29 protein-coding genes are annotated in these 24,330 nt (G+C 71.0%); 20 read left to right on the top strand and 9 right to left on the bottom strand.

What is annotated here, in order from left to right; translation table 11 throughout:
• Nucleotides 1-14 precede the first annotated feature (14 nt).
• The 3 genes from IE242_RS03300 to IE242_RS03290 all read right to left on the bottom strand — a co-directional run bounded on the left by IE242_RS03300 (nt 15) and on the right by IE242_RS03290 (nt 2,346).
• Nucleotides 15-272, bottom strand: coding sequence for a Txe/YoeB family addiction module toxin (locus IE242_RS03300; RefSeq protein WP_189855062.1), 258 nt, complete (start codon nt 270-272; stop codon nt 15-17).
• Nucleotides 269-538 (bottom strand): type II toxin-antitoxin system Phd/YefM family antitoxin, encoded by a 270-nt coding sequence (locus IE242_RS03295; protein ID WP_189855060.1) that lies wholly within the window; start codon nt 536-538, stop codon nt 269-271. Before IE242_RS03295 ends, IE242_RS03300 begins: the two co-directional genes overlap by 4 nt.
• A gap of 104 nt (nt 539-642) precedes the next feature.
• Nucleotides 643-2,346, bottom strand: coding sequence for a chitinase (locus IE242_RS03290; protein ID WP_189855058.1), 1,704 nt, complete (start codon nt 2,344-2,346; stop codon nt 643-645).
• 430 nt (nt 2,347-2,776) lie between these two features.
• Between IE242_RS03290 and IE242_RS03285 the strand changes: the two genes are divergently transcribed.
• The 13 genes from IE242_RS03285 to IE242_RS03225 all read left to right on the top strand — a co-directional run bounded on the left by IE242_RS03285 (nt 2,777) and on the right by IE242_RS03225 (nt 14,112).
• A complete protein-coding gene (locus IE242_RS03285) occupies nt 2,777-3,625 on the top strand; it encodes a hypothetical protein (protein ID WP_229858100.1) in 849 nt (282 codons plus the stop codon).
• Between the two features lie 122 nt (nt 3,626-3,747).
• On the top strand, nt 3,748-4,464 hold the full coding sequence (gene cpaB, locus IE242_RS03280) for a Flp pilus assembly protein CpaB (protein WP_189855054.1): 717 nt from the start codon (nt 3,748-3,750) through the stop codon (nt 4,462-4,464).
• A 48-nt stretch (nt 4,465-4,512) separates the two neighbouring features.
• The gene (locus IE242_RS03275; protein ID WP_189855052.1) at nt 4,513-6,138 is read left to right on the top strand and encodes a CpaE/TadZ family protein; all 1,626 of its coding nucleotides are present in this window, start codon (nt 4,513-4,515) and stop codon (nt 6,136-6,138) included.
• A complete protein-coding gene (locus IE242_RS03270; protein WP_229858097.1) occupies nt 6,135-6,518 on the top strand; it encodes a TadE/TadG family type IV pilus assembly protein in 384 nt (127 codons plus the stop codon). The genes IE242_RS03275 and IE242_RS03270 overlap by 4 nt, the downstream gene beginning before the upstream one ends.
• 54 nt (nt 6,519-6,572) lie before the next feature.
• Entirely contained in the window at nt 6,573-7,916 is a 1,344-nt protein-coding gene (locus tag IE242_RS03265) for a TadA family conjugal transfer-associated ATPase (protein ID WP_189855050.1), read from the top strand.
• Nucleotides 7,913-8,857, top strand: a complete 945-nt coding sequence (locus IE242_RS03260) for a type II secretion system F family protein (RefSeq protein ID WP_189855048.1) — start codon at nt 7,913-7,915, stop codon at nt 8,855-8,857. The genes IE242_RS03265 and IE242_RS03260 overlap by 4 nt, the downstream gene beginning before the upstream one ends.
• 20 nt (nt 8,858-8,877) lie before the next feature.
• On the top strand, nt 8,878-9,768 hold the full coding sequence (locus IE242_RS03255; protein WP_189855046.1) for a DUF5936 domain-containing protein: 891 nt from the start codon (nt 8,878-8,880) through the stop codon (nt 9,766-9,768).
• A gap of 5 nt (nt 9,769-9,773) precedes the next feature.
• Nucleotides 9,774-11,147 (top strand): sensor histidine kinase, encoded by a 1,374-nt coding sequence (locus IE242_RS03250; RefSeq protein WP_189855044.1) that lies wholly within the window; start codon nt 9,774-9,776, stop codon nt 11,145-11,147.
• The gene (locus IE242_RS03245) at nt 11,140-11,898 is read left to right on the top strand and encodes a response regulator (RefSeq protein ID WP_189855042.1); all 759 of its coding nucleotides are present in this window, start codon (nt 11,140-11,142) and stop codon (nt 11,896-11,898) included. Before IE242_RS03250 ends, IE242_RS03245 begins: the two co-directional genes overlap by 8 nt.
• A gap of 126 nt (nt 11,899-12,024) precedes the next feature.
• Nucleotides 12,025-12,225 carry a hypothetical protein gene (locus IE242_RS03240; RefSeq protein WP_189856510.1) on the top strand — a complete coding sequence of 67 codons (201 nt, stop codon included), beginning with the start codon at nt 12,025-12,027 and terminating at the stop codon, nt 12,223-12,225.
• Entirely contained in the window at nt 12,222-12,839 is a 618-nt protein-coding gene (locus IE242_RS03235) for a pilus assembly protein TadG-related protein (RefSeq protein WP_189856355.1), read from the top strand. Before IE242_RS03240 ends, IE242_RS03235 begins: the two co-directional genes overlap by 4 nt.
• A 15-nt stretch (nt 12,840-12,854) precedes the next feature.
• On the top strand, nt 12,855-13,448 hold the full coding sequence (locus tag IE242_RS03230; protein WP_189855040.1) for a hypothetical protein: 594 nt from the start codon (nt 12,855-12,857) through the stop codon (nt 13,446-13,448).
• Nucleotide 13,449: 1 nt separating this feature from the next.
• Entirely contained in the window at nt 13,450-14,112 is a 663-nt protein-coding gene (locus IE242_RS03225) for an OmpA family protein (protein ID WP_189855038.1), read from the top strand.
• A 279-nt stretch (nt 14,113-14,391) separates the two neighbouring features.
• Here IE242_RS03225 and IE242_RS03220 read toward each other — a convergent pair whose 3' ends face one another.
• The gene (locus tag IE242_RS03220; RefSeq protein ID WP_189855036.1) at nt 14,392-14,958 is read right to left on the bottom strand and encodes a CGNR zinc finger domain-containing protein; all 567 of its coding nucleotides are present in this window, start codon (nt 14,956-14,958) and stop codon (nt 14,392-14,394) included.
• A gap of 85 nt (nt 14,959-15,043) precedes the next feature.
• Between IE242_RS03220 and IE242_RS03215 the strand changes: the two genes are divergently transcribed.
• The 3 genes from IE242_RS03215 to IE242_RS03205 all read left to right on the top strand — a co-directional run bounded on the left by IE242_RS03215 (nt 15,044) and on the right by IE242_RS03205 (nt 17,045).
• Complete coding sequence (locus IE242_RS03215; protein ID WP_189855034.1) at nt 15,044-15,976, top strand: alpha/beta fold hydrolase; 933 nt, start codon at nt 15,044-15,046, stop codon at nt 15,974-15,976.
• Nucleotides 15,973-16,425, top strand: a complete 453-nt coding sequence (locus IE242_RS03210; RefSeq protein WP_189855032.1) for a VOC family protein — start codon at nt 15,973-15,975, stop codon at nt 16,423-16,425. The genes IE242_RS03215 and IE242_RS03210 overlap by 4 nt, the downstream gene beginning before the upstream one ends.
• Nucleotides 16,426-16,550: 125 nt before the next feature.
• Entirely contained in the window at nt 16,551-17,045 is a 495-nt protein-coding gene (locus IE242_RS03205) for a cupin domain-containing protein (RefSeq protein WP_189855030.1), read from the top strand.
• A 51-nt stretch (nt 17,046-17,096) separates the two neighbouring features.
• Here the strand turns inward: IE242_RS03205 and IE242_RS03200 are convergent, their stop codons facing one another.
• Nucleotides 17,097-17,246, bottom strand: a complete 150-nt coding sequence (locus IE242_RS03200; RefSeq protein WP_189855028.1) for a hypothetical protein — start codon at nt 17,244-17,246, stop codon at nt 17,097-17,099.
• 125 nt (nt 17,247-17,371) lie between these two features.
• Nucleotides 17,372-19,459: an ATP-binding protein gene (locus IE242_RS03195; RefSeq protein WP_189855026.1), complete on the bottom strand. Its 2,088-nt coding sequence runs from the start codon at nt 19,457-19,459 to the stop codon at nt 17,372-17,374.
• A gap of 180 nt (nt 19,460-19,639) precedes the next feature.
• Here IE242_RS03195 and IE242_RS03190 point away from each other — a divergent pair, with 180 nt between their 5' ends.
• Entirely contained in the window at nt 19,640-20,344 is a 705-nt protein-coding gene (locus IE242_RS03190) for a PP2C family protein-serine/threonine phosphatase (protein WP_189855024.1), read from the top strand.
• On the opposite strand, the gene IE242_RS03185 is transcribed toward IE242_RS03190, so the two are convergent.
• The 3 genes from IE242_RS03185 to IE242_RS03175 all read right to left on the bottom strand — a co-directional run bounded on the left by IE242_RS03185 (nt 20,345) and on the right by IE242_RS03175 (nt 22,727).
• Complete coding sequence (locus IE242_RS03185; protein WP_189855022.1) at nt 20,345-21,922, bottom strand: FG-GAP repeat domain-containing protein; 1,578 nt, start codon at nt 21,920-21,922, stop codon at nt 20,345-20,347.
• 79 nt (nt 21,923-22,001) lie between these two features.
• Nucleotides 22,002-22,271, bottom strand: a complete 270-nt coding sequence (locus IE242_RS03180) for a winged helix-turn-helix domain-containing protein (protein WP_189855020.1) — start codon at nt 22,269-22,271, stop codon at nt 22,002-22,004.
• A gap of 165 nt (nt 22,272-22,436) precedes the next feature.
• Nucleotides 22,437-22,727, bottom strand: a complete 291-nt coding sequence (locus IE242_RS03175) for a GntR family transcriptional regulator (RefSeq protein WP_189855019.1) — start codon at nt 22,725-22,727, stop codon at nt 22,437-22,439.
• 151 nt (nt 22,728-22,878) lie between these two features.
• Here IE242_RS03175 and IE242_RS03170 point away from each other — a divergent pair, with 151 nt between their 5' ends.
• The 3 genes from IE242_RS03170 (at nt 22,879) to IE242_RS03160 (ending at nt 24,329) form a co-directional block, all read left to right on the top strand.
• Nucleotides 22,879-23,145, top strand: coding sequence for a hypothetical protein (locus tag IE242_RS03170; RefSeq protein ID WP_189855017.1), 267 nt, complete (start codon nt 22,879-22,881; stop codon nt 23,143-23,145).
• Nucleotides 23,142-23,519, top strand: coding sequence for a hypothetical protein (locus IE242_RS03165; RefSeq protein ID WP_189856508.1), 378 nt, complete (start codon nt 23,142-23,144; stop codon nt 23,517-23,519). The genes IE242_RS03170 and IE242_RS03165 overlap by 4 nt, the downstream gene beginning before the upstream one ends.
• 246 nt (nt 23,520-23,765) lie before the next feature.
• A complete protein-coding gene (locus tag IE242_RS03160; protein WP_189855014.1) occupies nt 23,766-24,329 on the top strand; it encodes a Uma2 family endonuclease in 564 nt (187 codons plus the stop codon).
• Nucleotide 24,330 lies beyond the last annotated feature (1 nt).

The raw sequence follows: 24,330 nt of genomic DNA, 5'->3' as shown, positions 1-24,330 counted from the left end.
GCGAGGCAGGCGCGCTACTCGTAGTGGTAGCGCGCCTGCAACACGATCACCTCGTTGTCCCTGGGCACGTACACCAGGCGGTGTTCGTCGGTGATGCGACGCGACCATGCTCCGGCGAGCGCGTGCTTCAGGGGTTCGGGTTTGCCAATCCCTTCGTAGGGGTCGCGGAGCGTGTCCTCGATGAGACGGTTGATGCGCTTCAGGATCTTGCGGTCCGCGGTCTGCCAGTGGACGTAGTCCTCCCACCCCTGCGGGGTGAAAGCGAGCTTCACAGACGTTCCCCGCCGTCTTCGTCCTTGATCAGCTCGCGGCTCTCGTAGTCACCGTCCAGAGCGTTCTGAAAGGAACGAAGCAGGCGGCGGGCATTGGCGGGAGAACGCAGCAGGTAAGCCGTCTCCTGCAGCGCTTCGTACTCCTCGGCCGCCACCAGGTAGGCGCTGCCGTTCTTCGATACGATCTCTATGGCGCTGCGGTCGCTGTTGACCTCTTCGATCAGCGGGAACAGGCGACGGCGTGCCTCGCTGGCGGTGATGGACACAGGACAGCACCTCCTCGGAGTGGTACAAGAAACGGTACCACTTCGCCCTCGAGAAGGCGCGCTACCCCTTCGAGTAGCGCGCCCACGACGGATCCGACCGCCCCCTACGACAACCCGTGCACGTGCGGCCCCACCGCGTTGGACCACGCGTTGCCCGCCAGCGCGTCCCAGTTCGTGGACCAGGTCATCGCGCCCCGGATGTCCGGGTACGTGCGCGACGGCTTGAACGAGCCGCAGTTCGTGCCCTTGGCCAGGCAGTCCAGGGCGGCGTTCACCACGGACGGGGACACGTAGCCGCTGCCCGCGCCGCGCGTGGAGGCGGGGACGCCCAGGCCCACCTGGGACGGGGCGAGGCCGCCCTCCAGCTGGATGCACGCCAGAGCCGTCAGGAAGTCCACGGACCCCTGGCTGTACACCTTGCCGTCGCAGCCCAGCATGGAGCCGCTGTTGTAGTACTGCATGTTGACGACCGTGAGGATGTCCTTCACGTTCAGGGCCGTCTGGAAGTAGGAGCCGGACGTCGACTGCATGTCGATCGTCTGGGGCGCCATGGTCAGGATCATCGACGGACCCGCCTTTGCGGACAGCGCACGCAGCGCCTGCGTCATGTACGTCGCGTTCAGCCCGTTCTCCAGGTCGATGTCGACGCCGTCGAAGCCGTACTCCTGCATCAGCGCGTACACCGAGTTCGCGAAGTTCGTCGCCGACGCCGCGGTGTTCACCGACACCGTGCCCTTCTCGCCGCCGACTGAGATGATCACCTTCTTCCCGGCGGCCTGCTTGGCCTTGATGTCGGCCTTGAACTGGTCGACCGTGTAGCCGTTCAGGCCCGCCGAGTCCAGGTTGAAGGTCACCGCGCCGGGCGTGGTCGTCGCGTCCGCGAAGGAGACGGCGATGATGTCGTACTGGGACGGCACGTCGGAGATCTCCTGAACCGTGGCCCCGTTGTTGAAGTTCTGCCAGTAACCCGTCACCGCGTGCTTCGGCAGCGTGCTGCCGCCCCCGTCGTTCCCGGAGGGCGCCGTCGTCGCCGTCACGGCCGCCGACTTCGCCGACTCGCCCGCCGCGTTGGTGGCCGTGACCTGGAAGGAGTACGAGGTCGAGGCCGCCAGTCCGGTCACGGTGGCCGAGGTGCCGGTCACCGCCGTCACCTTCGTACCGTTGCGGTAGACGTTGTAGCCGGTCGCCCCCGAGACCGTGTTCCAGGCGAGGGAGACGGACGAGGACGTGGTCGACGGGGCCGAGAGGCCGGCCGGGGCCGCCGGGATCGTCGGGCCCGGTTCACCGCCGCCCCCGCCCCCGTCCGGGCCGAACACCGACACGTCGTCCACGTGGTACGCCGCCTGGCCGTACCAGCCGTGCGTGTAGACCGTCACGGACGTCGTCGACGAGCCCGTGGTGAAGGTCGTGCTCAGCTGCTTCCAGGCCGTGGAGTCCGGGGTCCACGTCGACACGTCCGTCGTCCCCGTGCCCGTCGCGCCCAGGTAGGCGTACCCGCCCTGCACCCAAGCGCTCAGCGTGTACGTCGAGTTCGGCTTGACGGCGACCGTCTGGGAGCACCTGGCGTTGTCCTGGCCGGACGGCGTGGCCTTCAGGGCGGCCGAGCCGCCGTGCACGGGCGAGGAGACCGTCGTGCCGCTGCCCGCCGAACAGGTCCAGTTGCCGAGGCCGGACTCGAAACCGGCGTTCTTGGCGTTGTTGACGTCCGCGGCGGCGGCCTGGCCGGCTCCGGCGAGGGTGAGGCCGGTCGCGGCGAGAACGGCAGCGAGGGATCCTGCCGCCCATCGTCTGTGTCTGGTTCCGGACATGCCTGGTATGCGGTGCACTGCTGCCTCCGGGGGGAGTGGGGAAGGGGGTTCCGCTACGGTGGCCACCGCTGGACGTCCAAGTTGGTCCAGACCAATTCGCTTGTCAAGGTCTCCGGCGACCGGCTGACCACCCGGATCGCAAGTGCCATGATCAGCGCAGCAGTTGGGGTGCGCCCGACTCACTCCGTGTTGATCTCATCCGCACCTTCTGTGAGTCGATCAGGAAGAATCGGTGTTGAGCGGGCCGTGCCGTGGATATGGTGCTCGTGCAGGACGATGCGAGAGCTCGTCACAGAGGCGCACGAAGACGCACGGAACTGTGACGGACCCGAGCGTCGACGATCGATATATAGGCAGTACGTAGGCAACAGGCGCGATCTGAGGCGGTGGTCGACCACCCCGCCGCAGTCAGAACGGGGTGGTGTGCAGCGTGCCGACCGCGATAGCCGTCACCAGTTCCGATCTGGTGCTCCCACCCCAGGACCGGCAGACCCCGCCCGCCGTCGTCCAGCCGCAGGACACGCTCGAAGACTCCCTCCTCGGGATGCACGCGCTGATCGAGCAGCACGGATACGTCATCGCGCTCTACTCGCCCACCGGTCAGCAACCCGCCGCCCGGCGCCTGCACGCCGTCCGTTCCGTGCTCGAAAGCGACCGGATCGCACTGCTCGGGGTCGATCTGCCCCCGCTCGGGCTCGCCCTGCTGGCCCAGCAGTTACGGCAGCTGTCCGCATGTGACTTCAGTCCGGGCGTGCTCGCCTCCTCCGCCCGCCTCCTCGCCCACTACATCTACTCCGGCGCCCTCCTCGGGTCGGTGGCCAAGCTGGACCGCGTCCCCGTGTCCCTGAAGACCCACGCCAAGTCATGGGTGCCGGGCGCCCAGTTCGGCGTACTGGCCCATCCGAAACCCCAGCTCGTGCGCATCGGCGAGGGGGACCTCACCGGGCCCGAGTTCGGCACCCGGCTGCTCGTCGCGAGCGGGCAGGCGCCCTCCGACTGGGTGACCGCGACGCTCGCGCCCTCCTGGCAGGTGCAGGGCGTGGCGAACGTCCCCCTGCCCGACGAGTCCCCGCGCTGGTGGGGGACCGGGAAGATCGTCGAGTTCGCCGCCGGGCTGTACGACGTGTCCGTGCTCTACCAGCTCGTGTCGTCCGTGCGCCGGGAGCTGTGCCACTGGTGCGGGCTGGAACTCATCGGCGACCGCTGCGGGTTCTGCGCCGCGCCGTTACCCGAACTTCAGCCGACGACCGTACGCGCGCTGCCCCGAGGTGGTACGTGAGTCACACACATCCAACTCCATAGCAGGTACGCGCAAGCACGGCCGCTCGACCGCCCGACCAGCTTGTCCCGCCCGACCAGCTCGACCCGTCCGTCCCCGCCCCGATCGAGGTTGTCCGCGTCATGAACTCACGCCAGCGCCGCGGCGTCATCCTGCTGGTCCTCTCGGCCCTGTGCGCCCTCGGAGCCTTCGCCGGAGTGCTCTCGGTGATCCGTGACGTGAAGGAGCAGGTCGGGCCGGAAGTGACCGCGTACCGGCTGAAGGACGACATCGCGCCGTACAAGGAGCTCACGGCCGACCAGTTCGAGCGGATCTCGATGCCGGAGCGGTGGCTGTCCGGCACGGCCGTCACCGACCTCGGCGACATCCGGGGGAAGATCGCCGTGACGCGGCTGGAGGAGGGGTCCCTGCTCCAACGCGACATGATCGTCGACCGGCCCGAGCTCGCGGCCGGGCAGCAGGAGATCGCCATCATGATCGACGCGTCCACCGGTGTGGCGGGGAAGATCGCCCCCGGCTCGCGGGTCAACATCTTCGCCACCTTCGGGGCCGACGACAGCGACAAGGGCACCGACCAGTCCAAGCTGATCGTCGCCGGCGCGCGCGTCATCGACGTCGGCGAGCTGACCGCCCTCGAACCCGGCCAGTCCAGCAACGAGCGCCGCCGCACCGCCACCGAGGCCGTCCCCATCACCTTCGCCCTCGGCACGGCGGACGCCCAGCGCGTCGCCTACGCCGAGTCGTTCGCCGAGCACGTCCGCCTCGCGCTGGTCGCGGGCGGCGACGACACCGCCGTACCGCCCGGCGACCGCACGTACACCCTCGACGAGGACAAGTAGGAGGCCGCGCATGACGCCCGCCCGTCACGTCCCCGCGGGGCCGTGCCCATGACCATCCGCATCCTCCCCGCCGTCGGGGACGTCGACTCCGCCCGCTCCCTGAGCACCCTGCTGAGCCAGCTCGCGGACGCCGAACCGGCACCCCCGGTCCCGGACTCCACCGCCCTGCTCGACACCCTCGCGCGCCTCGCCGCCGAATCCCTCGACGAGCTGCCCGAGGTCGTCCTCGTGCACGAGCGGATCGGCCCGGTCCCCGCCCTGGACCTGATCCGCGACCTGGTCATGCGCTTCCCGGCGGTCGGCGTCGTCCTCATCACCGCCGACACCAGCACGGGCGTGCTCACGGCCGCCATGGACTCCGGCGCCCGCGGCATCGTCACCCTGCCCCTCGGCTACGACGCCCTCGCCGAACGCGTCCAGGCCGCCGCGTCCTGGTCCGCCGGCATGCGCCGCCACCTCGGCTCGAACGCTCCCGAGCTGTACGCCGGACCGGGCGGCACCGTCGTCACGGTCACCGGCGCGAAGGGCGGCGTCGGCACCACCCTCACCGCCGTCCACCTCGCCCTCGCGGCCCGCGCCTCCGGCCGTACCGTCGCCCTGCTGGACCTGGACCTCCAGTCCGGCGACGTCGCCTCGTACCTCGACGTCCAGTTCCGCCGGTCCGTCGCCGACCTCGCCGGGATCACGGACATCAACCCCCGCGTCCTCCAGGAGGCGGTCTACACCCACGAGACCGGCCTCGCCCTCCTCCTCGCCCCCGGCGAGGGCGAACGCGGCGAGGAGGTCACCGACCGGGTGACCCGCCAGGTGATCAGCGCCCTGCGCGCCCGGCACGACCTGCTGGTCGTCGACTGCGGCTCCCAGATGAACGCGGCGACCGCGGCCGCCGTCGAGATGGCCGACCAGGCGCTGCTCCTCGTCACCCCGGACGTCGTCGCCGTCCGCGCCGCCAAGCGCATGGTCCGCCTCTGGGACCGGCTCCAGATCCGCAAGGCCGAGGAGACCCTCACGGTCGTCAACCGGCACTCCCGCGGTACGGAGATCCAGCCGTCGCTGGTGGAGAAGGTCACCGGCACCAAGGCGGCCCGTGCCGCCGTACCCGCCGCCTTCAAGGAACTCCAGTCGGTCGTCGACGCGGGACGGCTCCAGGACCTGGACTCGCGCTCCACCGTCAAGCAGGCCCTGTGGTCGCTGGCCGGGGAACTCGGGCTGGTCAAGACGCAGGAGGGCGGAGGCGGAGGCGGGGGCGGCCGGCGCCGCAAGCCGTCCGCCGACCGGGGAGCCCTGGCCCTCCGCCGCAGGGGCGGCGACCGCGGCTCGGTCACCCTGGAGTTCGCGGGCATGTTCCCGCTGCTGCTCGTGGTGATGGCGATCCTGTGGCAGTGCGTGCTGTACGGCTACACGTACTCGATCGCGGGAAACGCGGCGGACGAGGCGGCGCGGGCGGCGACGGCGGCGTACGCGGTGGACGGGGACTGGAACGGCGCCTGCGACGCCGCCGGGAGCGAGCACGTGCCGGGCGCCTGGACCGTCGAGTTCGACTGCGGCCCCGAAGGCTCCGTCATGACAGCCAGCGTCGAGGCCGAGGTCCCGCTCTTCTTCCCCGGCTTCGACCCCGGCTGGCCGAGCGTCGAGGGCCGGGCGGGGGCCGCGCTGGAGGGAGACGGGGGATGACCGGGCCGGTCGAGCGCGTGCGGCGCAGGTTACGGAACGCCGGGGACGACCGGGGTGTCTCCATGCTGGAGTTCGCCGGATTCCTGCCCATCCTGCTTCTGATCGGGATGGCCGCCATCCAGCTCGGGCTCATCGGGTACGGGATCAACCAGGCGGGCTCGGGCGCCCGGGCCGCCGCCCGCGCCGCGTCCCTCGGGGACGACGGGGCCGCGGCCGGCCAGGCGTCGGTGAGCGGCTGGCTGAACCCGCAGGTCGCCCCGGCGACGGGCGGCGACACCACCACCGCGACGGTCACGGTCACCGTCCCTTCCGTCATCCCGCTGTTCGACGACGTGACCGTGACGCGGGACGCCACCATGCCCAACGACCAAGACGACTGACACCGACTGACACCGACTGACCAAGACGACCGACACCGGAAGGAGCTGACGAAGATGAGCCTGCGATCCCGTATCGCCGTCCCCGAGAAGGAAGGGGGAGCCGGACGCGAGGACGGACACCTCGTGGCCGTCTACCGCGCCAAGCTCCTCGAGGAGATCGACCTCGCCGAGATGTCGAGCCTCGCGGCCACCGAACGCCGCGCCCGCCTGGAGCGCGTCCTCGGCCACATCATCAGCCGCGAGGGCCCGGTACTCTCCTCCGCGGAACGCTCCCAGCTGATCCGCAGGGTCGTCGACGAAGCCCTCGGCCTGGGCGTCCTCGAACCCCTCCTCGCCGACGCGTCCATCACCGAGATCATGGTCAACGGCCCCGACTCGGTCTTCGTGGAGCGCGCCGGGCGGGTCGAACAGCTGCCGCTCCGCTTCGCCTCCACCGAGCAGCTGATGCAGACCATCGAACGCATCGTGTCGACCGTGAACCGCCGCGTCGACGAGTCCAACCCCATGGTCGACGCCCGCCTGCCCACCGGCGAACGCGTCAACGTCATCATCCCGCCGCTCGCCCTCACCGGCCCCACCCTCACGATCCGCCGCTTCCCGCGCGCGTACACGCTGCCGGAGCTGATCGGCCTCGGCTCGCTGGACGAGCAGATGCTGATGCTGCTCGCCGCGTTCGTCCGCGCCCGCTTCAACGTGATCGTCAGCGGCGGTACGGGCACCGGCAAGACGACCCTCCTCAACGCCCTCTCCGGCCTGATCCCGGCCCACGAGCGCATCATCACCATCGAGGACTCCGCCGAACTCCAGCTCCAGCAGGAGCACGTCATCCGCCTGGAGTCCCGGCCCCCGAACATCGAGGGCAAGGGCCAGATCACCATCCGCGACCTGGTCCGCAACTCCCTGCGCATGCGCCCCGACCGGATCATCGTCGGTGAGGTCCGCGGCGGCGAGACCCTCGACATGCTCCAGGCCATGTCCACCGGCCACGACGGCTCCCTCGCCACCGTCCACGCCAACTCCGCCGAGGACGCCCTGATGCGCCTCCAGACCCTCGGCTCCATGTCCGAGGTGCTGATCCCCTTCGAGGCCCTCAAGGACCAGATCAACTCGGCGGTCGACGTCGTCGTCCAGCTCACCCGCTTCGCCGACGGCTCCCGCAAGATCACCGAGATCGCGCTGCTCGTCTCGCACGGCCGCGAGCAGTTCCGCATCGCCACCGTCTCCCGCTTCGTGCCGAAGCCCCTCGGCCCCGACCGCGTCGTCCACGGCCACTTCGAGCACCTGCCGGTGCCGCGCCCGGTCGCGGAGAAGCTGTACGTGGCCAACGAACCGCTGCCGCCCGCGTTCGGTGTCGCGGAGGCCATCGACGTACTCGCCACGAGGCAGGCCATCGGATGACCACGGACTCCACTCTTCTCGCCCTCGGCGCCACCGTCCTGTGCTGCACCCTCGCGATCGCGGGCGTGCACACGTACGCCTCGGGCCGCGCCCATCGCCAGGCCCTCGTCGACCGCCTCTCCAGTACGGCGCCGACCCGCACGGAGAGCGGCCGGATCCGCCGCTTCCGGGCCGTCGACCGCCGGCTGCGCCGCACCCGCCTCGGCCGTACGATCCACCTCCGGCTGTCGGCGACGGGCCTCGACGTCACGGCGGGGGAGTTCACCACGTACGTCGCCGCGGTCGTCGTCGCGCTCTGGCTGATCGCCGCCACGACACTGGCCCCCTTCTTCGGCCCGATCGCCGCGCTCGTCGCCGTCTGGAGCGCGGCCATCTTCCTCAACTGGCAGCGGCAGAAACGCATCGAGGCCTTCATCAACCAGCTCCCCGACGTGGCCCGCCTCCTCGCCAACGCCACGGCCGCCGGCCTCGCCCTGCGCACGGCCCTGGCGATGGCCGCCGAGGAACTGGAGGCCCCGGCGGGCGAGGAGCTCGCCCGGGTCGCCGACCAGCTCACGCTCGGCCGCTCGGTGGACGACGCCCTCGGCGAGCTGGCCGAGCGGCTGCCCTCCCGTGAACTGGTCGTCCTCGTCACGACACTCGTCCTGTCCAACCGGGCGGGCGGCTCGGTGGTCGGCTCGCTCCGCAACCTCACCCAGACGCTGGAGGACAGGAAGGAGACCCGGCGCGAGGTCCGCACGATGCTGTCCGAGGTCAACGCCACGGCGTTCACGGTCCCGCTGCTGGGCCTCGGCTCCCTCCTGCTGATCAACTCCTCGAACGAGGGCGCCCTGGCCCGGGTCACCGGCTCCCCGCTCGGCCAGATCCTGGTCCTGGTGTCCGTCGGTCTCTACACGGTCGGCTTCTTCGTCATCCGCCGCCTCGGCAAGATCGAAGTCTGAGAGGGGAGACGAGACCCGACATGCTGCCCGTACTCCTCGCCCTGCTGACGGCCGTCTCGGTCGCGGGCGTGTTCCTCGGCATCCGCATGATCCGCGCCGAGGCCAAGCTCCCCGGCGACCTGGAGCTCGCCCTGGAGGTCGGCGCGACCCGCGTCTCCACGGCGGACTCGGCCGTCGACCGCCTCGGCATGCGCTTCGCGCCGTACGTCCTCCGCCTGATGGGCCCGCGCCGCGTCGAGGCCAAGCGCCGCCGTATCGACATGGCGGGCAACCCCGGCGGCCTGACCCTGAACCGCTACGCGGCCCGCCGCGCCGTCTACGGCATCTTCGGCGTCTTCATGGCCCTGGTCTTCCTCACCAACGACTCACCGCTCCTCGCCGCCCTGACCCTCGCCTTCGGCCTGCTGGCCGCCGACGCCGCGATCTGGCAGGCCATCCGGGAACGCAAGGACGTCATCGACCGCACGCTCCCGGACTTCCTGGACGTGCTCGCCGTCGTGGTCTCGGCCGGCCTCGGCTTCCGCCAGGCACTGGACCGGGTGGCGGAGAAGTACGAGGGCCCCTGGGCCGACGAACTGCGCATCACGCTCCGCCAGATGGACATGGGCGTGAGCCGCCGCCAGGCCTTCGACGAGCTCCGCAGACGGAACTCGTCCGAGCAGGTGGCCCAGTTCGTGTCGGCGCTGCAACAGGGTGAGGAGCTGGGTTCACCCATCGCCGAGACCCTCATCCAGCTCGCCACGGACATGCGCCGCACGGACGCCCAGAACGCCAGGCGCCGCGCGGCGAAGACGATCCCCAAGGCGACGCTGGTGACCCTGGTCTTCATGCTCCCCGCGACGATGATCCTGATCGCGACGGGCATGTTCCTGGGCTCGGGCACGAACTTCGGCGAGATCCTGGGCCGGTGAGGCCGATGACGGGGGGTTTTCGGCTGCCGGGGGGCCTTCGGCGCGCGGGGAGCCATGGTCACCGGTCATGGGGCGTGCCCTCCGGCTACCTGGCGGACGACGTCCCCGCCCCCGCGAGCCTCCGCCTCCAGCTCAACGCCCTTCAGTCGCTCTGCCGCCAGACCATCGCCGTCCGCCTGGCCGCGCTCGCCATCGGCACCCCCTTCGCGATGGCGGGCGCCGCGGACGGCGCCCCGAGGTACGCGGTGCTCACCGCCGCGGTCCTCGGCATCATGGGCTCGTACGCCATGCTCAGGGACTGGGACCGCTTCGGCCCCCGCCTCCTCGCGCACCCGACACTCATGGCCCTGGACCTCCTCCTCGGCGCGATCCTGCTCCTCACGGCGTCCCCGGCCTCCCCGCTCGCGTACGCGACGGTCTGCACCCCTCTCCTGGCCGGCCTCCTCTACGGCTGGCGCGGCTCGGGAGTCTTCACGGGCCTGCAACTGACGGTCCTGCTGACGGTGTACCGGGCCTGGGAACACCGCCCGGGCGCGGGCACGAACACCGTCCTGATCCTGGGCTTCTGCGCGGGCGCGGGCGTCATCGGCGTCACCCTGCGCAACCTCCTCTTCCGCTTCGGTACGGCGACGGAGGCGCTGTCGGAGGCCACGTCCCGCCTCGCGGTGGCGGAGGCCGTGGAGACGGAGCGCGCCCGCCTGGCCCGTGAACTGCACGACTCGGTGGCCAAGACCCTGCACGGCCTGGCCCTGGCGGCGGACGCCCTGTCGGCCTCGGCGGACCGCTCGGCCGACCCGCGCGTACTGAAGCGGCAGGCCGAGCTGGTGGCGTCGGCGGCGCGCCGGGCGGCGGGGGAGTCGCGTGACCTGCTCTCGGGTCTGCGGCGGCACACGGACCTGACGGGAGAACCACCCACGGATCTGCTGGTGGGCCTTTCATCGGTGACCGATCACTTCGCGGCCCGTACGAACGTTCCGGTGCGCTGGGAGACGTCGGGACCGATCCCCGCACGCGACCTCCGCACCTCGCAGATCCACCACCTGCAGGCGATCCTCTCGGAGGCCCTGGAGAACGCGCACCGGCACGCGCGGGCGACGCAGGTGGTGGTCGAGGTACGAGCCCTCACCGGCACCCTCCACCTCACGATCACGGACGACGGAGTGGGCCTGCCGCCCGGGCTCACCCCCGAGGAGGCGGCCCGCGCCGGACGCTTCGGGCTCCTCGGCATGCAGGAACGGGCGACGACGATCGGCGCCTCCTTGTCCATCACCACCGGCCCGCCCACCGGAGGCACATCGATCAGGGTGTCCCTCCCCCTCCCGACCCCGACGGCTCCCCACGCCCCCCGAGCTTCCCGAGAGGAGGCGGCACATGCCTGACCAGGCCGTCACCGGCCCACCCGTACCGCTCCGCATACTCGTGGCCGACGACAACCCGGTGGTCCGCGCCGGTCTCGCCGCCCTGCTCGGCGACCACCCCGACATCGAGGTGGTCGCACAAGCGGTGGACGGCGAGGAGGCGGTACGGCAGGCCGAGGACCACCGCCCCGACGTGATCCTGCTGGACGTCCGCATGCCGGGCACGGACGGCCTGACGGCGTTGCCCGCCCTCGCCGCCGTCGCCCCCGTGATGATGCTGACGTACAGCAGCGAACCGGAGATCGTGGCGGAGGCGCTGCGCCGGGGCGCGGCCGGCTATCTGGTGCACGGGGAGTTCACGGCGCCGGAACTGATCGAGGCGGTACGGGACGTACGGGCGGGCGGTTCCCCACTCTCACCCTCGCTTGGCGTTTCATACGAACCCACCCACGATTTCCGAGAAGTGTCTTCGCAGCTGCAATCGTTTATGGCACAGTCGTCGCAGTCTTCGGACGCTCGACCCGACCGGGCGGTGCGGATGCGCCGCCATGTGCCCAACCGACCGGCCTTCGGCCTGAGTTCAAGGGAGGTGGAGGTGATGGACCTGATCGCGTCCGGCATGAACAACCGCCAGATCGCCGCCACCTGCTTCATCAGCGAGAAGACCGTGAAGAACCACATCAACCGAATCTTCGCGAAACTGCACAGCTCATCGCGCAGCGAAGCGATCGCCCAGTGGCTGGGGACCGCTCGGGAGGGGTGGAGTCGGTGAGTCCGGTCGTACGTCCGGCCGTACGTGTCGTGTGGAGAAGTTGGGCCCTGGGGCCCACTCGCGGTAGGCGGACTCTCACGTACGGTGCTGCGGTCGGCAGTGACATCGGGCGGGAGGGCAGACGTCGTGAGCAGGTTCGGCAACTGGCAGCGGACCGTTGTCTCCCGGATGCGGGGGAGGGAGCGGGACGCGGGGGCGGGGTTCGTGGAGTATGCGGGCCTCTTGATCATCATCGCCGGCATCTTCACGATGATCGACGGACTGGGCCTGGACGGCGCCATCTCCGGCGCGATCATGGACGCGGTGTCGAACGTCATCGGTGGCTGAGGGCCACAGGCCCTGAGTCCGACACGGGCTCCACCCTTCCGATCTATATCTGGCTGACAGGCATCATCCTCTTCGCCGCGCTCGCCTTCTTCGTGTTCGCCCAGGCGGCGTCCGCCCGCAACGGTGCTCAGTCCGCTGCGGACGCTGCCGCGTTGGCGGCGGCTCAGGAGGCGCGGGACGAGCTGCTCCTCGACCTCGGAGACGCCATCGGAGCGGGCGACGACTGGTTCGACTGGCTGGATCTTCCGCCAGGAGTGGATCTCCCTGCCGACGGAGCCACTGCCGCGGCCCAGGAGTTGGCTGCACAGAACGACGCGACCGTTCAGGGCGGAGCCCAGTCCACAGTGGTGGACGGCTATCCAGCGTTCCGGGTCGACATCCGGACGAACTACACGGTCGGAGACTCGATCATCCCCGGCACGGAGGACATGCAGGCAAAAGCCCATGCCACCGCCGTCATTCAGCCGCGCTGCGCGTTCGACACGGACGCCGACCCCGGATCGCCTCTGGTACTGAACTGCGACGGCGAGCCGGTGAACATCGATCCCACAGATTTCGATCCGGACGACCTTCCTGACGCGTCCGTGATGTTCTCGGTGCATCTGGCCGAGTGAAAGGAAGCCGTACCGATGGACTATCGGCACACCATGATGGGCCGCAGGGCGCTCGGCGCGGCGGCGATCACGGCTGGGCTGCTCCTCACGGTGGCCGGCTGTGGAGGGGGAGACGACGAGACGTCCGACAAGGGCGCGTCGTCGTCTTCGGCTCCTGCCAAGAACGACGACGGCGAGCAGCAATCGCAGCAGCCCGAGTCGAGCACCGTACTCGCCGAGGTCAAAGGTGAAGGCGGCCTCACGTTGGCGGTGACCTCCGCCAAACGAGACGACGGGGGCTTCGTGACGATCGAGGGAACCGTCACGAACAACACGGGCCGTCGTTTTGTCGCGGCCGAGTGGCGCGGTGACGAACGCGAACTGGAGGGGAACGGCGGCTCCATCGCCGGTGCCAGCCTGATCGATCAGCAGGGGAAGAAGAAGTACCTCATCCTGCGAGACACGTCGGGCCGATGCCTGTGCACGCAGTTCACCGGAGGCGTACCCGATGGCGAAACAGCCCAGTGGTTCGCCCAGTTCCCCGCACCCCCCGAAAGCACCACCAAGGTCGACTTCAACGTCGGCTCCATGCCCCCCGCCCCCATCGAACTCTCCGAGGGCGGCGAGTGACATGGCCGCCCTCACCCCGCGTACCGCCACCGCGACCACCCTCACCAGCCTGGTCGCCGCCCTGGCCTGGCTGACTCCCGCCCCCGCCCTCGCCGACGACGAACCGAGCGAACCCCCGGGCACCGTCAGCACACCCGCGCCCCCCGACGTCGACGCGAACAGCCCGGGGCTGAAGCTCGCCGAAGGCGCCACCCTCGCGGAGGCGAAGGTCCTGGACATCAAGTCGGTCGTCGAGGACCTCGGCGGTGAGGAACGCCGTGAGGACACCAACACGACCGTCACGTTCGCGCTCCAGGCGGAGGTGCTGTTCCCCAAGGACAGCGCGAAGCTGAACCCGGAGGCGAACGCCCGTATCGAGGCGATCGCGAAGGAGATCGAGGCGCAGAACCCGTCCACGGTCCGCGTCTTCGGCTTCACCGACAACCTGGGCACGTACGCCCACGGCGTCACCCTCTCCAAGAACCGCGCCGAAGCCGTACACGACCAGCTGGCGGGCTCCCTCGGCAGCGCGGACATCACCTTCGAGGTGCGCGGCTACAGCGAGGACTACCCCATCGCCGACAACTCCTCGGAGGAGGGCCGCCGCAAGAACCGCCGGGTGGAGGTGTCGTTCCCGCGGGGCGCGACCACCGATGAGACCGGGGCCGGAAGCGGACAGGGCTGACAGAGCGCTGCTGAAGGGGATGCGTCAGCCCCGGACGAGCGATTCGTCCCCGAAATCCGTGATCGGTCTCAGGTTCCCGCCCAGCGCTGCCACGTAGGCGGCGAGCGTCTCGACCTCTGATCGGGTCAGCCGGCCCTTAGTCGTCGGTGGGGAAGGCGAGCCTCCTTCAGGTCCTCCCGGGCGACGGCCCTTCCGGTCTCCGGGTCGGTGGCACCGAGCTGATGGATCCAGGGCGGCGCCGGCTCGGCCACGGAGCCGTTTCCAGCCTGACTGAGGAGGTCAGGTGGTGCGGTGGCGCTGGTAGTGGCGGGCGACGCGGACGCGGTTGCCGCAGCGGGTGGCCGAGCACCAGCGACGGCGTGGATGGGTGGGCAGGAACAGCACGACACAGTCCTCGGCCTCGCACTGGCGGACCGCGGCGACCGCCGGGTCGGTGAGCAGGTCGGCGGCGGCTTCGGCCAGCCAGGCAGCCAACTGCGCGGCGGTCGGTCCGGTACGGCGGCGGGTGGCGGTGACCGCCGTGCCGTTCCAGCCCAGCACGCGGACGGCGGGCGCGGCTTCCTGGGCCCGGGTGAGCGCGGCCAGCGCTTCCGGCGGGGGCCGTTCGCCGCGACGGGCGGGGTCGAGCGCGCGGGCCGTGTGTGCGCGGACTTCGCGCGCGGCCTCCAGGGCCGCGTCGGTGAGCTCGGCGGCGGCGAACTCTCGCGCTTCGGGGAACCGGTCGGCCTGCAGGAGCAGCCAGGCTCGCAGGTCGTCCGGGCCGGTCAGCAGGTCACCGGCGGACGGATGGGTGTTGACCAGGTCCAGAGCCAGCGGCTCCCCGGTCAAGGGAACGGGACCACTCATGCTCCTAATGCTACATCCGGTACTTGACTCGTTAGCCAGTCAGGCGATAAATCTAATGCATCACCGACAAGAGAAGGAATTAGTCATGACGGCCTTACCGGTCCCGGTCCCAGTCGCCCGCACCGTCCACCGCCATCTCGAGGTCGACGGCGTCCGTGTCTTCTACCGCGAGTCGATCCCCGAGCGCCCGGACGCACCTGTGCTCCTGCTGCTGCACGGCTTCCCCTCGGCCTCGCACCAGTTCCGCCGCCTGATCGACGCCCTCGGCTCCCGATATCGCCTGATCGCCCCCGACTACCCTGGTTTCGGCCACACCCAGGCCCCGCACGGCTTCGGCTACACCTTCGACCGTCTCGCCGACATCACCGAGGGCTTCGTGCAGCGGCTGGGCCTGACCCGCTTCGCCATGTACGTGTTCGACTTCGGCGCCCCGGTCGGCCTCCGCCTCGCCGAGCGGCACCCCGAACGGATCGCCGGCCTGGTCGTGCAGAACGGCAACGCCTACCAGGAGGGTCTGTCGGACGCGGCCCGCGCTTTCATCTCGCTGCGGCCCGAGACCCCGGGCGCCGAGAAGACCATCCGTGATCTGCTCACCCTGCCCGGCACCCGGGGCCAGTACGAGACGGGTGTCCCCGCCCCGGAACTGCTGGCCCCCGACGGCTGGACCCTCGACCAGCACTTCCTGGACCTTCCCGGCCGCCAGGACGCCCAGGTGGAGCTGGCCTTCGACTACCGGTCCAACCTCGAACGCTACGACCAGTGGCAGTCCTGGCTGCGTACGCACACCCCGCCCGCCCTCATCACCTGGGGCGTCGGTGATCCGTTCTTCACCGAGGCCGGCGCCCGGGCCTACCTGCGCGACCTCCCCGACGCCGAACTCCACCTGTTCGACACCGGCCACTTCGCCCTGGAGACGCATCTGCCCGAGATCGCCCCGCTGATCGCCGATTTCCTCGACCGCACCTGGAGCACCGGCGAACCCACCGCCGCCCCCTACCGGGGCGAGGGCCCGAAGTGACCCCCGCACAGCGGACCACGCCAGGGAACCGACCGAGTCACCCGTCGCCGGTCGGAGGGACCACGCACATCCGCATCGCCCGCCCTTCGCGCGACCTCGCCGCCGCGGAACGCTTCTACGTCGAAGGGCTGGGCCTGCAGGTGCTCTGGCGCACCACCGCACAGGTCCCCGGCGAACACGACCTGCTCATGGTCGGGCCGTCCGACGCCACCTGGCACTTCGAGCTCACGCGCGACCCCCGGCGGCCCCTTGCCCCCACCCCCACGCCCGACGACCTGTTCGTCGTCTACCTGGGCACTCCCGTCGAAGACGCACTGGTGGACCGCCTGATCGCCGCCGGCGGAACACGCGTGGCCGCGCACAACCCGTACTGGGACCAGTACGGCGTGACCATCGCGGACCCCGACGACTACCGCCTGGTCCTGAGCTCGCGCGCCTGGAGCGCCTGACCTCCACAACGCTCCAGTGGGCGCATGCACGCTCCGGAGCTCCGCACACCGTGCGCCGCCCCTGGACATCCCCCGGGCCCTGGTGACGCGCCACCCGATCCACAACCTCACCAAGGAGGACGACCGTGTCCGTGACCACTCCTTCCGCGCTGCTGGTGCGCGCCACCGAGGCCGAAAGCCTCGCTGACGGACCCACCAGCCTGATCACCCTGCTGGCCGACGCCGACGCCACCGGCGGCGCACTGACCGCGAACCGCGCGGCGCTGGGGGTGGGCTCGCCCGGGACGCCCGCGCACTTCCACACCCGGGCAGCCGAGCTGCTGTTCGTCCTGGACGGCTCGCTGCGGGCGCTGGCCGGGGACCAGGTGCACACCCTGGGACCGGGTGACCTCATCCTGTTCCCGCCCCACCTGCCTCACGCCTTCGCCCCGGCCCCAGGCCGACAGGCCGACGTACTGGTGCTCTTCACCCCAGGACTGGCCCGATTCGACTACTACCGTCTCCTGGAGCGCGTAGCCCGGGGCGAGGCATCGGCAGAGGACATCCGCGACTCCTCCGAGCGCTACGACAACCACTACCTCGACAGTCCCGCGTGGCGCGCGGCACTGCAGATCCACTGAGCCTTCCACCACCTCAGTTCATGGTGCTGAGGTGGAGGGTATGAGGACCGCTCAGGCGAGGCCGCTGATGCGGATGGTGCTGTACCGCAGCTTGCGTGACAGTCGCCAGGTCTTGAGGGTGGGGACGGCGCGCCACTGGGTGTGCTGCGTACTCCATCGCTCGATCCGGTCCTCCTCGGCAGAGAATCCGTGCTCTGCCATGATCGCGACCGCTTCATACCGATCGATACCGAAGCTCAGCGGCCCAACTGTCTGGCGGGAAGGGGCAGAGCTGGCCGGCAGGGCTGAGGAACGGCGAGCGGGCCCTTGGGGAGGGCACGGCACTGTCAGGATCCGCCGAGGGCATAGGCGATGCCGGTGTCCAGGTCGGTGTCATAGCCGGTGCGGTACGCCGTGTCGTAGGCGCGGTCGCTCAGGGCAGCGCGGGCCTGCTTCTCGCAGGCTTCGCGGGCGGCGACGAGTTCGGGCGCGCCCATCTGGGGGGTGCCGAGGGCGTGCCAGACCTGCTCGGCGATGCCGAGCAGACGGGCGGCCTGCTCGGCGTGACCCGCAGCGGCGGACGCGGAGGCGAGCACGTCGACGGCCAGGGCGATGCCGGTGCTGTCGTGCAGGCGGAGCTTGCCGTCCAGGGCGGTGCGGGCATGAGCCGTGGCCTCCTCCGCCCGCTCCAGTCCCAGCGAGGCGAGGGCACGCACGTAGTCACCGTAGGCGCGGGCATGGACCTCGCCGCGCCGGGCGCACTCGGCGCACAGCTCGTCGGCGACGGCCAAGGCGTCGGCGAGCTGCCCGAGGGAGACGTGGACAAAGGCCCGGCCGGCCCGGAGAAGGAACCACGCCGCGTCATAACGTCCACCGGCCGGTCGGGTGTGCGGCACCGCGTCGAGCACCTCGGCCGCCTGCGCCTGCCGACCGCGCAACGCGAGACTGCTGCCCTCCAGATAGGCGGCGGCGAACGCGGTGGTCTCGTCGGTGTCCCCGGCCACGGCCGCCCGGAAGGCGGTGGCTAGGCGGAGACTGGTCTCGGTCTCGCCCTGGGCGAGGGCGGCGACACCGCGGGCCCACACGGCCTGGGCGCGGATCAGTCCGGGGGCCGGGTCCAGGGCCAGAGCCCGGTCCAGATAGTGGTGGCCCTCCTTGGCGAAACCACAGGCGAACCAGAGGAACCACAGCGCCCCGCTCAGCTCCTGCGCGGCGGGTCCGTCCTGCTCGGCGAGGCAGAGCTCCAGCGCGGCGCGCAGGTTGGCGTGCTCAGCGCTCATCCGGTCGTACCAGGCGATCTGCTCAGGCCCCGTCCAGGCGGCGTCCGCCTGGTGAGCCAGGGCCAGGTAGGAGTCGCGGTGCCGGCAGCGCAGCTGGTGCTCCTCGCCCAGTCCGCGCAGCCAGTGGGCACCGTACTCGCGGATGGTGTCCAGCATCCGGTACCGCTCTCCGGCCGCGGTGGGCACCCAGGTCAGGATCGACTTGTCCACCAGAGCGGCCAGCAGGCCCGGCACCTTTGCGCCGGGCAGGCGCTCGTCGGCCAGCACCCGGCTCGCCGTCTCGGTGTCGAAGGACCCGGCGAACACCGACAACCTGGCCCAGGCCAGCCGCTCGTGCGGGGTGCACAGCTCATGGCTCCAGCCGATCGCCGTGCGCAGCGCCTGGTGCCAGGGAGGGTCGGCGTCGTAGTCCGGGCCGTCGGTGTCGCCGAGGACGGCGTAGCGGTCGTCCAGCCGCTGGTTCAGCTCGGCCACGGAGAGTTCGCGCAGGCGGGCGGCGGCCAGTTCGAGGGCCAGCGGCAGGCCTTCCAGTCGCCGGCACAGCCGCACCGCCTCGTCCCGGTTGGCGCCGGTGACGGCGAAGCCGGGCACGGCCTCGGCGGCCCGGTCGGCCAGCAGCAGGACCGCGTCCGCCGTGTCGTCCTCGTCGGTCTCGGGCACCGGGAGCGGGTCGAGGGTGAGCAGCTCCTCGGTGGCCAGGTTCAGCGGGCGGCGGCTGGTGGCCAGGATTCGCAGCCCCGGGGCCACGGTCAGCAGTGTCGCCGCCGCCTCCCGGCAGTCCTCGACGAGATGCTCGCAGGTGTCCCACACCAGCAGCGTCTCCCGCCCGGCCAGATACTCGGCGACCACCTCCAGCATCGGCCGGGTGGTCTGATCCTGCAGCGGCAGCGCCTCGGCGATCGCATACGGCAGCGCGCTTCCGTCGCTCAGCGGGGACAGCTCCACCCACCATGCCCCGTCGGTGAAGTCCGGCTGAAGCTCGTCCGCCACCCGCCGCACCAGCCGGGTCTTGCCCACCCCACCGACCCCGGTCACCGTCACCAGCCGCGTCCGCCGCACCAACCGCGCCACCTGGGCCAGCTCCGCCCGCCGCCCGACCAGACGGTCCCGCTCCTCCGCCAGGTTCCCCCGCCGCTCCCGCACCATCCCGGCCATCCCCTTCCCGCACCCCGCGTCGTGTTCCGGGGTAGCAAAGGCCCGGGCCTGCCCGCAGCGGTTCACCCGTATCGACCACTGGCCCCACCGGGTACGGGAAGGTGTCCGTGCCCACGGACGTCCCGTGCGGCACGCACGGCGGGAGACACCTTGCCCGTCGACGGGGGAGGTGGTGCGGGCGTGGACTGCGGCCCAAGGCTGCCGGCCCCCAGCACCCCGGCGGCCCTCGCGCTCGCGGCGCGCTGCCGCTCCGCCGCCGGCCCCGACCGGCCCGGCGGCGACCTGTACGACGTCCTCCTCACCCCCAACGGCCCACGTCTGATCATCGGCGACGTCAAGGGCCACGGCCCCGCCGCAGCCCCCCTCGCCGCCACAGTGCTCGACGCCGCCCGCCCGACCGCCACCACCGAACCCGATCCCGCCCGCCTGGCGACCACTCTCGACGCCCGTCTCCGCCCGCACCTGGACGCCGAGGACTTCGTCACCCTCCTCGTCGCCGACTTCCACCCCCACGAAGTCCGCCTGGCCAACTGCGGCCACCCTCCGCCCCTGCACATCACCCGCCGCCGCCTCGACCCGCTCACCCCGCGCCACCCCTCCCCGCCCCTGGGCCTGGACCCCGCCCCCCGCGTCCAGCGCATCCGCCTCCTCCCCGACCAGCGCCTGCTGCTGTACACCGACGGCCTCACCGAGGCCCGGGCCGCCGACGGCACCTTCTTCCCCCTCGACTCCCGCGCCCGTGCCGCGCTGCTGGCCCCCACCCTCGACCAGGCCCTCGACACCCTCCTGGACCTGCACCACCAGCACACCCGGCACACTCCCGCGGCGGCCGACGACCTCACCCTGCTCCTGGCCCAGCCGACCTCCCCCGACAGGCCCTACTAGCTAGCGGGCGATCCCCCCGCCTCCCATGTAGAGGTCCAGCCCCTCGGTGGAGCCGAAGGCGTAGCCGTGCAGCCGGGTGACTCCCCCTGTGGCCGGCCCGTCCGCCGTGCCGGGCAGGAGCCACGCGGAGCTGTCGGTCCTGTCGGTGCCGGGTGCCGCCACGACCAGGTCGGACCGGTGGTCGCCGTCCGTGTCGACCAGGCGCACCGCCGCGCCGAACCCGCGCCGCGCGTCCGGGTCGCCGCCGAGGTCGCCCTCCCTGAAGGCGCGGGCGCCCTCGCCGGTCAGGCCGTCCGGGCCGCCCCGCAGGAACAGCACCTCTTCCGGACCCGACTTCGCGTACACCTCGCTGCGGGGCGAGCCGGCCACCACGTCCGCGTAGCCGTCGCCGTCGACGTCACCGGTGTCGAAGGAGGAGAGGACGGCGTCTTCGTCCTGAGGTTCCTCACCGGGCACGCCCGGAGTGTCGCGGTCGAGGGTCGTCGTCCGCCTGCCCTTGCCCGGTCCGGACGCCGAGCCGTACACCACAGTCACCGAACTGCGGCTCACGTCATCGCCGCGGGGGCTGAGCAGGAGGTCCGCGATCCCGTCGCCGTCCACGTCACCGGCCGCGCCCGTCGCCGCGTCGGGGAGGCCGACGTCGTCGGGCTGGGTGAAGCCGTCCGGGCCGCCCCGGAGGTAACTCACCGGCCAGTGTTCCTCGGACCAGGCCGCGTCGGGGAGCCAGTCGTGGTGGAAGGCCACCAGGTCGTCGGCGCCGTCGCCGTCCAGGTCACCGGCGACGAGTTCCCGGTAGTTCGCGGTGCCGACGTCCTTCGCCGGCCGGCGCGGGGCGGGGACCGGGGCGGTGGCCGCCGGTGTGCCGTCACGTTTGAAGGGACCCTTCAGCAGGCCCTTGCCGGAACCGAGCCCGAAGACCAGATCGGCATGCCCGTCACCGTTGAAGTCCCCGGCGACGAGCTGCTCCTCCAGGATCGGATCCGGCATCCAGGGGACGTGGCTGCCGTCCGTGCCCGGCACCCGCACGGCACTCTTCAGCCCGTCCGCCGAACCCCACATGACGATCACGCTCGGCTTCCAGTCGAAGACGGTGGCGGCGAGGTCGGTGTACCCGTCCTCGTCGAAGTCGCGGGCCGTCACGTCGGTCCCGAAGAACGCCTCGTCGCGGCCCTTGCCCGGTATTCCGGCGTCGTTCTGCGTGAGGTACTGGCAGCGGGCGAGGCCGGTCCCGTCGCCCGACCCGTACGCCACCTCGATGCTGCCGCCGCCGCTGCCGTTCTCCACGTCGCCCAGGGACCCCATGGCCAGGTCGGGGTGGCCGTCCCCGTCGAAGTCGGCAGCGGGGGCGACCCCGGCCGGGGCCGCGCCGCCCTTCGCCGCGGGACCCCCGGCCGGTGCAGTGCCGTGGGCGGAGGTACGGCAGGTGTGCGGGGCGGTGATGGTCTCGGCGCCGCCCCGGGCGACGACGACCCCGGCCACGACGGCCGGCGTCAGGGCCGCCGCACCGCCCGCGATCGCCCACCGGAGTCTGCGGCCTCGTCCCCGTACCGGCTTCTGCTCGTCACCTCGATCACCCATGCGCTCAAGCACGCCCGGACCGGACCCGGCGGTTCCGTCATCCGTTCTCCTGGGCAGCCGAGAGCGACGAGGCCGACCGCTACTTGGTCTCTTCCTGCGGGTACGCGACGAAGGTGCCCTTCGCGGGGAGGGTGACCACGAGGGCGCGTTCGCGGAGCTCGCGCATAGCGCGACGAGCGGTCAGGTGGGCGACTCCGTACTCTTCCGCGAGATCACGCTCTCCCAGCAGCCGGGCGCCCGGCCCTGGCTCGCCCTTGGCGATGCGTTCGGCGATGTGGTCGGCCACCTGCATGTAGACATACGCGATCTTGTACGGGTTGATCGGTGACTGACCTGATCCTTCTGTCATATCGAGCACCGTATGACCGGGCTGAGCCGAACAGTGCGATACGGCTATGCGTCACACATATGAGCTATGGCGAGTGGCAAGGCAGTGACCAGACCAAGCAGGCGGGGCTGAGGGATCTATTGCCGGGCCGCCAGGCGCTACTGGAAGTGAGGGGAACTGCAGGCCCTACTCTTCGCCCCGCCCGTCGGTGGGGTCTGCGGGGAGCGGGTCGGCCACGAAAGTGCCCTTGCCGTGCACGGTGACGATGAGCCCTCGGTCGCGGAGGACCTGTGCGGCGCGGCGGACCGTCAGGTAGGCAACTCCGTACTCGACGGCAAGATCTCGTTCGGCGGGCAGTCGGGCTCCGGGGCTCAGCTCACCCGCCGCGATGCGAGCCGCCACATGATCCGCCAGGGCGACGTACACGAGCTGCGGCCCTCGCGGGTTGAAGTCCGGAATCTCGTTCTTGTCACTCACATGGCTACCGTAAGCGCTTCTGACCTTCGAATACCCTCAATAAGCTATTAAGAGCTGTACATGCCTTGCCGGGGTCGGCGCTGAAGCGAAGACCCCGGCGACGGTTGCAGCCGTCCCGGGGCATGGCCGAACGCTATGAAGGAGCGTCGACATGCTGGACCTTATCGTTCGACTACTCGCCTGCGTGCTGAGTCTCTGCATGCCCAGCCCACGTGGCCGACACCGGGCCGTGCCCCCGCCCGTCCTCACCATCACCCCCACACCCACACCCGTTCTCGCCCCACCGCCCTGCCGTTTCACCGAACGCCTCGACGGGGGAGCGAGCCGCCTGATCCGCCCGTACCTCCTCACTCCGGAGGAGCATCGCAGGCAGCGCGAACGCCGTCGCGCCCTGCGCCTGGCGGGAGCGATCCGATGACGGACACCACCCCCGCCCGCCGCACCCCCATCCGCATGTGCGCCCGCTGCGGATGCATGACCGAGCACCCGGTCCTGGTCCACGAGGTCCACGCGGCCACCGGCCCCGGCTTCAACGTCTACGCCTGTCCGGACTGCGCCCCCCACTACCCGCCCCCGACAGACCTCCTGGAAGTCCTCGACCCCGATCCGGTACCGGCCGCCCAGTCCCGCATGACGATCCGCGTGTACCGGATCAGCTCTGACGGCAGCACCGACCGCGACCGGGCCGAACTCCGCACCCGGACCGGCCGTCACACCGACCCGGTCCCCCGGACGGCGGCCTTCCCACCCTGCACCTGCACCCGCTGCAGTACGCCTTCACGACCTCGCTGACATCCGTGCGACGACGCGTCTGAAGAGGGCATGGGCGCGGGCCCCGGACGCCTCCCAGGCGCCCGGGGCCACACGTTCCGGAAGGCTCTCGACAGAGTTGCTTCCGGGCTGTATGGCAGGCGCGTCCGGACTCTCGCTCGTGGCGGCGGAACCATCGGTCGGCAGGTGGGAGCGCCCGTATGCTGGCCGTGTACCGCCTGTCCAGGTCATAGCAAGACTGCCGGTCGAACGAGGAGGCGAAAGGGAATGAGCGTTGCCTTCGACCACACCGGGCCCTGGACCGTCGCGGACGTCCTGGCTCTGCCCGAAGATCGCACCACCCGCTACGAGCTGCTGGGGGAGTCCCTCGTCATGTCCCCCGCACCCGGCATCCGCCACCAGCGGGCCTCGCTTCGGCTCGCCATGATCCTGCACGCGGCGGTCCAGGCGGCCAAGGCACCGGCCGAGGTGCTGGAGGCCATCAACGTCATCCTGCCTTCGGGCCTGGTGGTCCCCGACCTCGTAGTGACCGATGCCGGCGCAACTGCCGAGGACGGTGTCAGCCTCGACGCCGAGGGCGTGCAGCTCGTGATCGAACTCGTCTCTCCCGGCAACCGCACCGTGGACCGTAAGTTCAAACCGATGCTCTACGCCGAGGCAGCCATCCCGCACTTCTGGCGCCTCGAATTCGATCCCGCCCCCATGCTCGTCGTCTACGAACTGGAAGGCGGCCGGTACGTGGAGCGGACGACCGCACTCGCGGGTGCGACCACTCACCTGAGCACCCCGTTCCCTGTCGCGATCGATCCGGCTGAGCTCTCCCGCCAATAGA

Origin of the sequence: Streptomyces poonensis (genome assembly GCF_014650915.1) — a bacterium.
In the GTDB taxonomy this organism is placed as follows: domain Bacteria; phylum Actinomycetota; class Actinomycetes; order Streptomycetales; family Streptomycetaceae; genus Streptomyces; species Streptomyces poonensis.
Note: the sequence above shows the minus strand (reverse complement) of the source record. Positions and strands in the feature narration are given on the sequence as shown.

Excerpts from the sequence above, each read along its gene's own strand:
- IE242_RS03195 (WP_189855026.1), bottom strand. The coding sequence starts at position 19,459 with ATGGCCGGGATGGTGCGGGAGCGGCGGGGGAACCTGGCGGAGGAGCGG.
- IE242_RS03220 (WP_189855036.1), bottom strand. The coding sequence starts at position 14,958 with ATGAGTGGTCCCGTTCCCTTGACCGGGGAGCCGCTGGCTCTGGACCTG.
- IE242_RS03265 (WP_189855050.1), top strand. The coding sequence starts at position 6,573 with ATGAGCCTGCGATCCCGTATCGCCGTCCCCGAGAAGGAAGGGGGAGCC.
- IE242_RS03250 (WP_189855044.1), top strand. The coding sequence starts at position 9,774 with ATGACGGGGGGTTTTCGGCTGCCGGGGGGCCTTCGGCGCGCGGGGAGC.
- IE242_RS03200 (WP_189855028.1), bottom strand. The coding sequence starts at position 17,246 with ATGGCAGAGCACGGATTCTCTGCCGAGGAGGACCGGATCGAGCGATGG.
- IE242_RS03170 (WP_189855017.1), top strand. The coding sequence starts at position 22,879 with ATGCTGGACCTTATCGTTCGACTACTCGCCTGCGTGCTGAGTCTCTGC.
- IE242_RS03260 (WP_189855048.1), top strand. The coding sequence starts at position 7,913 with ATGACCACGGACTCCACTCTTCTCGCCCTCGGCGCCACCGTCCTGTGC.
- IE242_RS03185 (WP_189855022.1), bottom strand. The coding sequence starts at position 21,922 with ATGGGTGATCGAGGTGACGAGCAGAAGCCGGTACGGGGACGAGGCCGC.
- IE242_RS03290 (WP_189855058.1), bottom strand. The coding sequence starts at position 2,346 with ATGTCCGGAACCAGACACAGACGATGGGCGGCAGGATCCCTCGCTGCC.
- IE242_RS03225 (WP_189855038.1), top strand. The coding sequence starts at position 13,450 with ATGGCCGCCCTCACCCCGCGTACCGCCACCGCGACCACCCTCACCAGC.
- cpaB (WP_189855054.1), top strand. The coding sequence starts at position 3,748 with ATGAACTCACGCCAGCGCCGCGGCGTCATCCTGCTGGTCCTCTCGGCC.
- IE242_RS03180 (WP_189855020.1), bottom strand. The coding sequence starts at position 22,271 with ATGACAGAAGGATCAGGTCAGTCACCGATCAACCCGTACAAGATCGCG.
- IE242_RS03270 (WP_229858097.1), top strand. The coding sequence starts at position 6,135 with ATGACCGGGCCGGTCGAGCGCGTGCGGCGCAGGTTACGGAACGCCGGG.
- IE242_RS03230 (WP_189855040.1), top strand. The coding sequence starts at position 12,855 with ATGGACTATCGGCACACCATGATGGGCCGCAGGGCGCTCGGCGCGGCG.
- IE242_RS03215 (WP_189855034.1), top strand. The coding sequence starts at position 15,044 with ATGACGGCCTTACCGGTCCCGGTCCCAGTCGCCCGCACCGTCCACCGC.
- IE242_RS03245 (WP_189855042.1), top strand. The coding sequence starts at position 11,140 with ATGCCTGACCAGGCCGTCACCGGCCCACCCGTACCGCTCCGCATACTC.
- IE242_RS03275 (WP_189855052.1), top strand. The coding sequence starts at position 4,513 with ATGACCATCCGCATCCTCCCCGCCGTCGGGGACGTCGACTCCGCCCGC.
- IE242_RS03165 (WP_189856508.1), top strand. The coding sequence starts at position 23,142 with ATGACGGACACCACCCCCGCCCGCCGCACCCCCATCCGCATGTGCGCC.
- IE242_RS03255 (WP_189855046.1), top strand. The coding sequence starts at position 8,878 with ATGCTGCCCGTACTCCTCGCCCTGCTGACGGCCGTCTCGGTCGCGGGC.
- IE242_RS03160 (WP_189855014.1), top strand. The coding sequence starts at position 23,766 with ATGAGCGTTGCCTTCGACCACACCGGGCCCTGGACCGTCGCGGACGTC.